This window comes from Streptomyces durhamensis, assembly GCF_000725475.1.
Classification (GTDB): domain Bacteria; phylum Actinomycetota; class Actinomycetes; order Streptomycetales; family Streptomycetaceae; genus Streptomyces; species Streptomyces filipinensis.
This window is the reverse complement of the sequence record NZ_JNXR01000015.1, coordinates 335166-346256: the sequence shown is the minus strand read 5'-3', so window position 1 is coordinate 346256 and position 11091 is coordinate 335166. Positions and strand designations below refer to the sequence as shown.

The window sequence follows — 11091 nt, the reverse complement described above, 5'->3', positions numbered from 1 at the left end:
TGAATCCCCGCATCCCCGTCAAGCGACCACGTGCGCGTCGATCGACCCGCGCCTGACACGTGTCACAGCATGCCCTCGGCCAGACCTGCTGGCCGGTACCCGTGTGCCCCAGTGTGGAGGACCCCGTGCCCCGACGTGTGCCCCGACCGGTGCGCCGCCGCGCGTCCCGATCCCGTGCCGCCCTAGGACAAAAGGCCCTCGCCGCGCTCCTCGGCGCGGCCCTCGCCGCCCCCCTCGCGCTCACCGCCGGCCCGGCCCGCGCGAGCGGCCGGTACACCGTCACCCCGCTGAAGTTCACCGTCACGGCGGGCGGGCGCAGCTGTGCGGTCGACGCCGACCTGTACCGCCCCGCCGGGGTCGACCACGCCCACCCCGCACCCGCCGTCCTCGGCACCAACGGCTTCGGCGGCAGCAAGTCGGACGGCTCCACCGACGCCATCGGCAAGGTCTTCGCCGAACGCGGTTACGTCGCCCTCGTCTACTCCGGCCTCGGCTTCGGCCAGAGCGGCTGCCTGATCTCCATGGACGATCCCGGCATCGACGGCAGGGCCGCCTCCCGGCTGGTCGACTTCCTCGGCGGCAAGCGCGCCGCCGACGACGGGACCCCCGCCGACTTCGTCACCCTGGACGCCCCCGGCGACCCCCGCGTCGGCATGATCGGCGGATCCTACGGCGGCGCGATCCAGCTGGCCACCGCCTCCGCCGACCACCGCCTCGACGCCCTCGCCCCGCTCATCACGTGGAACGACCTCGCCTACGCGCTGGACCCGAACAACGCCGTCGGCGCCCCCCAGGTGCCCGGCGCGTTCAAGTGGCAGTGGACCAACGGCTTCTACCTGGCCGGGGAGAGCCAGCCGCTGACCGTCCCCAACCTCGATCCCTCCCGGATCAATTCGCTGGCCTGTCTGCACTTCGTCTCCGACGTCTGCGACACCGTACGCACCCTCAACTCCGGCAGCTACCCGGCCGATCGCACCGCACGGCTGCTCGCCTACGCCCGCAGCGTCTCCCCGGCGGCCTACCTCCGCGACGTCCGGGCGCCCACCCTGCTCGTCCAGGGGCAGGCCGACAGCCTGTTCAACCTCAACGAGGCGACCGCCAGTTACCGCACGCTCAAGGCCCAGGGCACCCCGGCCGCGCTCGTGTGGCAGTCCTGGGGCCACAGCGGCGGCATGACCGACCCCGCGCCCGGCGAACTCAACATGACCCAGGGCACCCTGGAGGCCAGCTACGTCGGCCGGCGCATCCTCGCCTGGTTCGACCACTACCTGAAGCAGGACCGCAGCGCCGGCACCGGTCCCGCCTTCGCCTACTACCGGGACTGGATCACCGACCCCGCCCACACCTACGCCACCGCCGACGGGGTCCCCGCCCTCAGCCGTACCCTTTACCTCTCCGGGGACGGCAAGCTCGTCGGCGACCGGGCCGAGGTGGCCCGCGGCAGCCGCGGCTACACCAACCGGGCGGTCCCCACGAGCCATTCCGAAAGCTCCCTGACCGGATCCGTCGGCCTGCCCGACCCGGCACCGTACGACACCGAGGGCACCTACCTCGCCTGGACCGGCGCGGCGCTCACCCGCGACCTCGACGTCGCCGGCGCCCCGCAGGCCACCCTCAGGGTCGTCTCCCCGGCGGCCGAGCGCACCCAGAACTCCGGCGACGCCGCCGACCGGCTGGTGCTGTTCGCCAAGTTGTACGACGTCGCGCCCGACGGCACCCAGACGCTGGTCCACCGGCTGGTCGCACCGGTCCGGGTGCCCGACGTGACCAAGAGCTTCACCGTCACCCTGCCGGGCATCGTGCACCGGTACGCGGCCGGGCACCGGCTGCGGTTCGTGATCGCGGCGAGCGACGACGCCTACTTCGGCAACCGGGGGATCAAGCCGGTGACCGTCGTCAGCGCGCCCGGGGACACCGGGGTGCTGCGACTGCCGGTCGTCGGCGGGTGAGCGGCCCGGGACGCGGCATCCGGCGGCGGGGCGGGCGGGGACGCCGTACGCTGGCCCGATGCCGCACACCGCACCCCACCACCTCGCCGAGGGCCCTCGCGTGGCGATCCGTCACTTCACCCCCGAGGACGGCCCCGAGTTCACCGCGCGGACCCGCGAGAGCAAGGACCTGCACCGGCCCTGGCTGTTCCCGCCGGACACCGACGAGGGCTACGCCGCCTACGCCGGCCGGCTGATCGAGGACCCGACCAAGGCCGGCTTCCTCGTGTGCGAGAAGGACAGCGGGAGCATCGCCGGCTTCATCAACATCAACAACATCGTGCGCGGCGGCTTCCAGTGCGGCGCCCTCGGCTACGGGGCCTTCGCGCACGCCGCCGGGCGCGGCCTGATGCGCGAGGGCCTCGACCTGGTCATCGGGTACGCCTTCGGACCGCTGGGGCTGCACCGGCTGGAGATCAACGCCCAGCCGGAGAACACCGCATCCGTCGCGCTGGCCCGGGGCGCCGGGTTCCGGCACGAGGGATTCTCACCGAACATGATCTACATCGACGGTGCCTGGCGCGACCACGAACGCTGGGCGCTCACCGCCGAGATGCGGTCCGCCGGCTGAGCGTCGCGGTCGCCTTTGCGTAATCCTGACCAGCAGGTCCCCTGGCCGAGTGCCGCGCCGCCGGGTTGCATGGCCATCGTGACGAGGATCCGACGTGAGGTACTGACGCTGCCCGCCGCGCGGTTGGGCCCGGACAACCCCCTGCCCCCGCTGTGCCCCCTCGACGAGATGCACCGCACCGACGACCGCGACCGGGACGGCATGCCCGGGGACATGGCCCGCCGGCTCGGCCACGAGCCGCTGCGCAGCCTGCTCCCGGTCCGCGTCCGGGACGGCTACGACAGAACCCGCGAACCCCGCGCCCTCGACGCCCTCGTGATCGAGAACGACCGGCTGCGCGCCACCGTCCTGCCCGGCCTCGGCGGCCGCGTCGCCTCCCTGCTCCACCTGCCCACCGGACGCGAACTCCTCTACCGCAACCCGGTGTTCCAGCCCGCCGGCTTCGCCCTCAACGGCGCCTGGTACTCCGGCGGCATCGAATGGAACATCGGCGCCACCGGCCACACCACCCTCGCCTGCGCGCCCCTGCACGCCGCCCGCGTCCCCGCCCCGGACGGGGGAGAGATGCTGCGCCTGTGGGAGTGGGAACGCCTGCGCGACCTGCCCTTCCAGGTCGACCTGTGGCTGCCCGACGGCTCCGACTTCCTCTACGCCGGTGTCCGCGTCCGCAACCCGCACGAGCGGCCGGTGCCCACGTACTGGTGGTCCAACACCGCGGTCCGGGAGGAGGTCCGGGTCCTCGCCCCCGCCGACGAGGCCTGGCAGTTCGGCTACGAGCGCCGCCTGCGCAAGGTCCCCGTCCCGACGTACGACGGCGTCGACCGCAGCCACCCCCTGAACAGCCCTTACGCCGCCGACTACTTCTACGAGGTGCCGGACGGCCGCCGCCGCTGGATCGCCGCGCTGGACGCCGACGGGCACGGGCTCGTCCAGACCTCCACCGACCTGCTGCGCGGCCGCAAGCTCTTCGTGTGGGGCAACCGGCCCGGCGGACGGCGCTGGCAGGAGTGGCTGACCGCACCCGGCACCGGCGGCTACTGCGAGATCCAGGCCGGCCTCACCCGCACCCAGCTGGAACACGTCCGGCTGGAGGCCGAGAGCGAGCTCTCCTGGCTGGAGGCGTACGGCCCGCTCGACACACCCCCCGACGGCGCGTGGACGCAGGCCGTCCGACGGGCCGGGGAACGGCTGGAGTCGGTGCTGCCCCGCGCCCGCGTCGAGGCGGCGTACGCGGCCTGGAAACCGTACGCCGACACCGAACCCGGCGAGACGCTGGCCACCGGATCCGGCTGGGGCGCGCTCGAAGTGCTGCGCGCCGACTGGAAGCTGCCCGGCACCCCGTTCCCCGCGTCCACCCTGGGCGCACCCCAGGCACCCTGGCGGGAACTACTGCGCACCGGCTCCCTGCCCGAGCCGCGCCGGGTACGGCCGCCCGGCGAGACGCTCGTCGCACCCCACTGGCGGGACATGCTGGAGACCGCGCCCGCCACCCCGCACACCGAGTACCACCTCGGCATCGCCCAGTGGCACGCCGGCGACCGCGCCCAGGCGGTCCGCAGCTGGGAGCGCGCCCTCCTCCTCGCCCCGTCCCTGTGGCCGTCGCTGCGCTGCCTGGCCGTCGCCGACCAGGAGTCCGGTCACCACGAGCGGGCCGCCCAACGCTACGCCGACGCCTTCGACGACCTGTGCCGCGAGCGGCGCGACGACGGCGAGGAATGGACCGCCGCCGTCGCCGCGCTCGGCCGGGAAACGCTCGGGGCGCTGCTCCGGGTGCGGCGGACGGCCGACGCCCGCGCCGTCTGGGACCGGCTGCTGCCCGCCGTCCGCAGGCGCGGCCGGTTCCGCCTGCTGGAGGCCGAGCTGCTCCTCGCCGAGGGACGGCGCGAGGAGGCACGGGCCGTCTTCGACGCGGGCTTCGAGGTCGCCGACCTGCGGGAGGGGGAGGAGGCGATCGGCCGGCTGTGGGCCCGGCTCACCGACGAGCCGCTGCCCGCCCGCCACGACTTCCGGATGCGGCCCGAGACGGCCTGACCGGCTCAGCCGTGCTGGTCGACGTACTCGAACACCGACCCGTCCGGATGCATCGCGATCAGATTCCGGCCCACCGGCGTCGGCACCGGCCCCGCGATCACATGGGCGCCGAGGTCGGTCAGCAGCCGGTGGGCCTCGTCCACGTCCTTGACGGCGATGGTCGCGACGACCTTGCGCAGGATCTCCAGTTCCGCCTCGGGTCCGCTCATCAGCAGGAAGGAGCCGATCGCGGCCACCTGCACCCCACCGCGCTCGAAGCGCAGGGCCGTGCCGCCCGCCAGCCGCTCGTAGAAGGGGACCGCGGTCTCGAGGTCGTCGACGCAGATGCGCAGCGAGGCGCCCAGAATCTCCATGCGCCCGAGCCTAGTTGGGGCGGCCGGGGCCGTGCAGGGCGCTCGCGTTACCCGCCGTGCCCGCCGGGTACCCGCAGGGTATGGACCGTTTGGATCACCTGGAACACCTGGACAAGCACCTTGTCGAAGAGCTGGCGCAGGTGGCGCGCGAGACGGTACGCGACGAGCTGCGCGAGCAGAGCCGCAAGCAGCGCCGCACCGCCCTGCTGTACGCGGCCTCCGGCGCCGCGGCGCTGTACGCGGGCGCCGCCGTGGCCCTGGCCGCCGGCCTCGCGCTGGCGATCGGCCTGCCCGGCTGGGCCGCCGCCCTGATCACGGCGGCGATCCTGGGCGCGGTGGCCTACGTCCTGCGCGGCGCGGCCCACCCGAAGCACAGCCACCCGTCGGCTCCGGCCCACGTCATCGGCGGCACCGCCCCCGGCGCCCCGCCGAGCGGCCTGGGCATGCCGTACCCGCCGATGCCGACGGAACCCCCGGACACCGGTCACCACAGGGCCTGAGGCCCGGCGTACGTCCGAGGCAGGCGTGAGGAGCCGTCAGGAGCAGAGGCGCGCTCCTCACCCCTGCCTCACCGGTGCCTCACCGGTGCCTCACCGGCCGAGCCGGGGCAGCACCTTCGTCCGGTAGAAGTCGAAGAACCCCTTCTGATCCGCGCCGATCTGGTTCACGTACACCCGGTCGAACCCGGCGTCGGCGAAGGCCCGCAGCGAGGACACATGCTGGTCGGGGTCGTCCCCGCACACCACCTTCTCGCGCACCATGTCCTCGGTGACCAGCTCGTGCAGCTGCTCGAAGTGCCGCGGCGAGGGCAGCACCTGCCCCATCTCCCCGGGCAGCAGCTCGTTGTACCAGAGTGAGTGGACCGTGCGGACGCACTCCTCGCGGTCGGTGCCGTAACAGACCTTCGTCCCGCCGCTGACCGGCTTCGCCCCGCCGCCGCCCTTGCGGAACTGCGTGACCGACTCCTCCTCGGGCATCATCGTGATGTAGCCGTCGCCCACCCGGGCGGCCAGCGCCGTCGCCTTCGGCCCGAAGCCGGAGATGTCGATCGGGACGGGCTCGTCGGGCACGGTGTACAGGCGCGCGTTCTCCACGGTGTAGTGCGTCCCGTGGTGGTTGACCTCCTCCCCGGTGAACAGCCGGCGCATCACCTGGATCGCCTCCTCCAGCATCTCCAGGCGGATGTGCAGCGGGGGCCAGCGGTCGCCGAGGATGTGCTCGTTGAGCGCCTCGCCCGTGCCGACGCCGAGCCGGAACCGGCCCTCGCTCATCACCGCGCTCGTCGCCGCGGCCTGCGCCGTCACCGCCGGGTGCATCCGCACGGTCGGGCAGGTCACCGCCGTCTCGACGGGCAGCGACACCGCCTCCGACAGGGCGCCGATCACCGACCAGACGAAGGCGCTCTGCCCCTGCGCGTCGTTCCACGGGTGGAAGTGGTCGGAGATCCACAGCGCCTGGAAGCCGGCCTGCTCGGCCATCCGGGCCTGCTCGACGAGCGCGGCGGGGTCATGCTCCTCGCTCGCCAGGAAATAGCCGTACTCGGGCATGGAACATGACCTCCGTGTGGGCGCGGCCGGTCGCCGTGTGGGTCCGGCCCGGGCCCGGGTAACCGTGGCCCCGGGGGCGAAACGCGGGCGGTGCCGCGATCGGGTGCCGTGACCGGCGTACGGGTGACCCGGCGGGCGTTTGGGTGCCCCGGCCCCGGTTACGCGGAAAGCCTCGGACGAGTCACACCGCCGGAGGCGCACCGTGAGCCGACCTCACGTCGTGATCGTCGGCGCCGGGTTCGCCGGGTACCGGGCTGCCCGCACACTGGCGCGCCTCACCCGCAACCGGGCCGACATCACACTGCTGAACCCGACCGACTACTTCCTGTACCTGCCGCTGCTGCCCCAGGTCGCCGCCGGCATCCTGGAGGCCCGCAGGGTCACCGTGTCTCTGCCGGGCACCCTGCACGGGGTGCGGCTGGTGCTCGGCGAGGCGGGCGACGTCGACCTGGACGGGCGCACCGTCCACTACACCGACCCCGAGGGCGGTGCGGGCACCCTCGGGTACGACCGGCTGGTGCTGTGCGTGGGCAGCGTCAACAAACTGCTGCCCGTCCCCGGGGTCGCCGAGCACGCGCACGGGTTCCGCGGGCTGCCGGAGGCGCTGTACCTGCGCGACCACGTGACCCGGCAGGTGGAGCTCGCGGCCGTGGAGGACGACGTGGAGGTCCGCGCCGCCCGGTGCACCTTCGTGGTGGTCGGCGCCGGATACACCGGCACCGAGGTGGCCGCCCACATGCAGCTGCTCACCGACGGGCTGGCGCGCCGCAACCCGCTGCCCGACGGCGTACGGCCCCGCTGGCTGCTGCTGGACGTGGCGGAGCGCGTGCTGCCGGAGATGGACCGGCGGCTGTCCCGCACCGCCGACCGGGTGCTGCGGGCGCGGGGGGTGGACGTGCGGATGGGTACGTCGGTGAAGGAGGCCACCCATGAGGGGGTGCTGCTCACCGACGGGGAGTTCGTGCCGTCCCGGACCCTCGTGTGGTGCGTGGGCGTCCGCCCGGATCCGCTGGTGGAAGCCCTGGGGCAGCCGCTGGAACGGGGCCGCCTGATCGTCGACCCGCATCTGCGGGTGCCGGGCCGGCCCGAAGTGTCGGGCTGCGGGGACGCGGCCGCCGTACCCGACCTGGAGCGTCCGGGCGAGTTCACGCCGATGACGGCCCAGCACGCGTGGCGGCAGGGGCGGGTGGCCGGCGAGAACGTGGCCGCCTCGCTCGGGCTCGGCCGGCGCCGGCGGCCCTATCGCCACCGCGACCTGGGTTTCGCCGTCGACCTCGGCGGGGCCCGGGCCGCCGCGAACCCGTTCGGCATCCCGCTCTCCGGCCTGGCGGCCGGCGTGGTCACCCGCGGCTACCACCTGGCCGCGCTGCCCGGCAACCGCGTCCGGGTGGCCGCCGACTGGCTGCTGGACGCCGTACTGCCCCGCCAGGGCGTCCAGTTGGGCCTCGTACGCTCCTGGTCGGTCCCCCTGGACACGGCCTCCCCGGAACTGGCCCGCGTCCCGGGCGGACCTGCACGGTCCGGCGCGGAGGAGCGGGCCGGGCCGGGCACCCCCGAGCGCCCGGACAGGCCCCAGGCCACAGCCGCCCACGAACCCTCCCGCCGACAGGGAGATCACCCTGCTCCCGGCCCGGTGAGGCGTACGGATCCACCCCCCGGCCCGGTCAGGCGCGCCGGTCTGCCGGATCATTCCGCCCCCGTCAGGCGCACCGATCCTCCGGGGCCCGCCGCTTCGTGATGGTGCGGGCCCCGGGCCCTGCTCGGCCCTCGGGTCCGGGCCGCCGTGACCCCCTCGACTCTGTGCAAGGAGACTCATGAACACCGCCGAACTCGCCGAACTGGGACAGCAGTTGCGCGTGGACAGCGTGCGGGCGTCCGCCGCCGCGGGATCCGGGCACCCCACTTCCTCGATGTCCGCCGCCGACCTGATGGCCGTCCTCCTCGCCAACCATCTGCGCTACGACTTCGAACGCCCCGAACACCCCGCCAACGACCGCTTCGTCCTGTCCAAGGGGCACGCCTCGCCCCTGCTGTACGCCGCGTACAAGGCGGCCGGGGCCGTCGAGGACGGTGAGCTGCTCACCTTCCGCAAGATCGGCAGCCGGCTCGAAGGGCACCCGACGCCCCGACGGCTGCCCTGGGTGGAGACGGCCACCGGATCCCTCGGCCAGGGCCTGCCGGTCGGCGTCGGTATCGCCCTCGCCGGAAAGCGGCTGGACCGCACCGGCTACCGGGTGTGGGTGCTGTGCGGTGACAGCGAGCTGGCGGAGGGCTCGGTGTGGGAGGCCGCCGAACACGCCGGGTACGAGCGCCTCGACAACCTGATCACGATCGTCGACGTCAACCGGCTCGGCCAGCGCGGTCCCACCCGGCACGGCCACGACCTGGACGCCTACGCCCGCCGGTTCCAGGCCTTCGGCTGGCACACCATCGAGATCGACGGCCATGACGTCGACAAGATCGACCGGGCCTACGGTGAGGCGCTGTCCACGGCCGGGCAGCCCGTGGTGATCCTCGCCCGCACCCTCAAGGGCAAGGGCGTCGCCGCCGTCGAGGACATGGAGGGCCACCACGGCAAGCCGCTGCCGGACGCCGAGGGGGCCGTCGCCGAACTCGGCGGGCCGCGCGAGGTGCCCGTCCGGGTCAGCGAGCCGCCGGCCGCCGCAGCGCTGCGGGACCTGACCACCGAGGTGCTCCAGCTCCCGCACTACGACGAGGGCGACCAGGTCGCCACCAGGGACGCCTTCGGCGCGGCCCTCGCCGCGCTCGGCACCGCCCGCGGCGACGTCGTCGCCCTGGACGGCGAGGTCGGCGACTCCACCCGAACCGAGGAGTTCGCCAAGGCCCACCCCGAGCGGTTCTTCGAGTGCTACATCGCCGAGCAGCAGCTGGTCGCCGCGGCCGTCGGCATGGCCACGCGGGGCTGGCTGCCGTACGCCTCGACGTTCGCCGCCTTCCTCACCCGTGCCTACGACTTCGTGCGGATGGCGTCGATCAGCGGTGCCGGCCTCAACCTGGTCGGCTCGCACGCCGGCGTCGCGATCGGGCAGGACGGGCCCTCCCAGATGGGCCTGGAGGACCTGGCGATGTTCCGTGCCGTGCACGGCTCGACCGTGCTGTACCCGTGCGACGCCAACCAGACCGCCCGGCTGGTCGCGGCCATGGCCGGCCTCGACGGCATCCGTTACCTGCGCACCTCGCGCGGCAAGACACCGGTGATCTACGGCCCCGGGGAGGAGTTCCCGGTGGGCGGCAGCAAGACGCTCGTCAGCAGCGAGGAGGACCGGCTGACGGTCGTCGCGGCCGGGGTCACCGTGCCCGAGGCGCTGGCCGCGGCCGACCGGCTCGCCGAGGACGGCATCCTGGTGCGGGTGATCGACCTGTACTCGGTCAAGCCCGTCGACGTGGACACGCTGCGCCGGGCCGCCGAGGAGACAGGCTGTCTGCTGACCGTGGAGGACCACCACGCCGAGGGCGGCCTCGGCGACGCCGTCGCGGAGGCCTTCGGCGACGGCCGGCCCGTACCCCGGCTGGTCCGGCTCGCGGTACGGACCATGCCGGGTTCGGCCGCGCCCGACGAGCAGCTGCACGCGGCCGGCATCGACGCCGTGGGCATCGCGGCCGCCGCCAAGCTGCTGGTGGAGGAGGCGGTCGTGCGATGAGCGACGCCGACGCGCGGACCCTGCGGGCGGGCCGCCGTTCGGTCGCGATCCAGCGGCCCGGGAAGGTGCTCTTCCCGGGCGGCGGGGGTGCGAAGGAGTACACCAAGGGCGACCTCGCCGACTACTACCGGCGCATCGCCCCCTGCCTGCTGCCGCACCTGCGGGGCCGTCCGCTGATGCTGGAGCGCTACCCGGACGGCGTCGACGGGCAGCGGTTCATGCAGAAGAACACCCCGGAGCACTATCCGGACTGGATCGAGCGGGTCGAGGTCGCCAAGGAGGGCGGCACGGTCACCCATGTGGTCTGCGGCGACACGGCCACCCTGCTCTACCTGGCCGACCAGGCCTGTCTCACCCTGCACCGCTGGCTCTCGCGCACCGACCGGGCCGGTGGCGCCGACCACCCCGACCGGCTGGTCTTCGACCTGGACCCCGCCAGTGACGACTTCGCCCGGGTCCGGGAGGCGGCCGGATGGCTGAGGGAGCTGCTGGACGAGCTGGAACTGCCCGCCGCGCCCATGACCACCGGCTCCCGCGGACTCCATCTCGTCGTGCCCCTGAACGGCCGCCACGACTTCGACGAGGTGCGCCGGTTCGCCCATGACGTCGCGGAGGCGGCCGTTTCCCGGCATCCCGACCGGCTCACCACCGCCGCCCGTAAACAGGACCGCGGCGACCGGCTCTACCTCGACGTGCAGCGCAACGCCTACGCCCAGACCGCCGTCGCCCCCTACACGGTCCGGGCCCGCCCCGGCGCCCCCGTCGCCGTGCCCCTCGCCTGGGAGCAGCTGGCCGACCCCGGGCTCGACGCACGCCGCTGGACCATCGCCGACGCCGCAGACCAGGCCCGCACCGACCCCTGGGCGGGCCTGCCGCAGCGGGGGCGCGCCCTGGGCCCGGCCCGGCGGCGCCTCGCGGACATCCGCTCCTGAAGGTTTG

The 11091-nt window shown here is 74.1% G+C and carries 9 protein-coding genes; 7 read left to right on the top strand and 2 right to left on the bottom strand.

The features are described from left to right. Positions 1 to 149: 149 nt before the first annotated feature. The 3 genes from IO33_RS0123450 to IO33_RS0123440 all read left to right on the top strand — a co-directional run bounded on the left by IO33_RS0123450 (position 150) and on the right by IO33_RS0123440 (position 4590). Entirely contained in the window at positions 150 to 1949 is a 1800-nt protein-coding gene (locus IO33_RS0123450; protein WP_031168188.1) for a CocE/NonD family hydrolase, read from the top strand. A gap of 58 nt (positions 1950 to 2007) precedes the next feature. Then, positions 2008 to 2559, top strand: a complete 552-nt coding sequence (locus IO33_RS0123445) for a GNAT family N-acetyltransferase (RefSeq protein ID WP_031168186.1) — start codon at positions 2008 to 2010, stop codon at positions 2557 to 2559. 69 nt (positions 2560 to 2628) lie between these two features. Continuing rightward, the gene (locus tag IO33_RS0123440) at positions 2629 to 4590 is read left to right on the top strand and encodes a DUF5107 domain-containing protein (protein WP_031168184.1); all 1962 of its coding nucleotides are present in this window, start codon (positions 2629 to 2631) and stop codon (positions 4588 to 4590) included. A gap of 5 nt (positions 4591 to 4595) precedes the next feature. Here IO33_RS0123440 and IO33_RS0123435 read toward each other — a convergent pair whose 3' ends face one another. Next, positions 4596 to 4943: a VOC family protein gene (locus IO33_RS0123435; RefSeq protein WP_031168183.1), complete on the bottom strand. Its 348-nt coding sequence runs from the start codon at positions 4941 to 4943 to the stop codon at positions 4596 to 4598. Positions 4944 to 5023: 80 nt separating this feature from the next. On the opposite strand from IO33_RS0123435, the gene IO33_RS0123430 reads away from it, so the two are divergent. Beyond that, a complete protein-coding gene (locus tag IO33_RS0123430; RefSeq protein ID WP_031168181.1) occupies positions 5024 to 5443 on the top strand; it encodes a phage holin family protein in 420 nt (139 codons plus the stop codon). 90 nt (positions 5444 to 5533) lie between these two features. Here IO33_RS0123430 and IO33_RS0123425 read toward each other — a convergent pair whose 3' ends face one another. Next, positions 5534 to 6490 (bottom strand): LLM class F420-dependent oxidoreductase, encoded by a 957-nt coding sequence (locus IO33_RS0123425; protein WP_031168179.1) that lies wholly within the window; start codon positions 6488 to 6490, stop codon positions 5534 to 5536. Between the two features lie 202 nt (positions 6491 to 6692). Here IO33_RS0123425 and IO33_RS0123420 point away from each other — a divergent pair, with 202 nt between their 5' ends. The 3 genes from IO33_RS0123420 (at position 6693) to ligD (ending at position 11084) form a co-directional block, all read left to right on the top strand. Beyond that, positions 6693 to 8228 carry an NAD(P)/FAD-dependent oxidoreductase gene (locus tag IO33_RS0123420; RefSeq protein ID WP_107069361.1) on the top strand — a complete coding sequence of 512 codons (1536 nt, stop codon included), beginning with the start codon at positions 6693 to 6695 and terminating at the stop codon, positions 8226 to 8228. A gap of 76 nt (positions 8229 to 8304) precedes the next feature. Then, positions 8305 to 10152 (top strand): transketolase, encoded by a 1848-nt coding sequence (locus IO33_RS0123415; RefSeq protein ID WP_031168175.1) that lies wholly within the window; start codon positions 8305 to 8307, stop codon positions 10150 to 10152. Beyond that, positions 10149 to 11084 carry a non-homologous end-joining DNA ligase gene (gene ligD, locus IO33_RS0123410; protein WP_031168173.1) on the top strand — a complete coding sequence of 312 codons (936 nt, stop codon included), beginning with the start codon at positions 10149 to 10151 and terminating at the stop codon, positions 11082 to 11084. Before IO33_RS0123415 ends, ligD begins: the two co-directional genes overlap by 4 nt. Positions 11085 to 11091 lie beyond the last annotated feature (7 nt).

Excerpts from the sequence above, each read along its gene's own strand:
- IO33_RS0123445 (WP_031168186.1), top strand. The coding sequence starts at position 2,008 with ATGCCGCACACCGCACCCCACCACCTCGCCGAGGGCCCTCGCGTGGCG.
- IO33_RS0123440 (WP_031168184.1), top strand. The coding sequence starts at position 2,629 with ATGGCCATCGTGACGAGGATCCGACGTGAGGTACTGACGCTGCCCGCC.
- IO33_RS0123435 (WP_031168183.1), bottom strand. The coding sequence starts at position 4,943 with ATGGAGATTCTGGGCGCCTCGCTGCGCATCTGCGTCGACGACCTCGAG.
- IO33_RS0123430 (WP_031168181.1), top strand. The coding sequence starts at position 5,024 with ATGGACCGTTTGGATCACCTGGAACACCTGGACAAGCACCTTGTCGAA.
- IO33_RS0123425 (WP_031168179.1), bottom strand. The coding sequence starts at position 6,490 with ATGCCCGAGTACGGCTATTTCCTGGCGAGCGAGGAGCATGACCCCGCC.
- IO33_RS0123415 (WP_031168175.1), top strand. The coding sequence starts at position 8,305 with ATGAACACCGCCGAACTCGCCGAACTGGGACAGCAGTTGCGCGTGGAC.
- ligD (WP_031168173.1), top strand. The coding sequence starts at position 10,149 with ATGAGCGACGCCGACGCGCGGACCCTGCGGGCGGGCCGCCGTTCGGTC.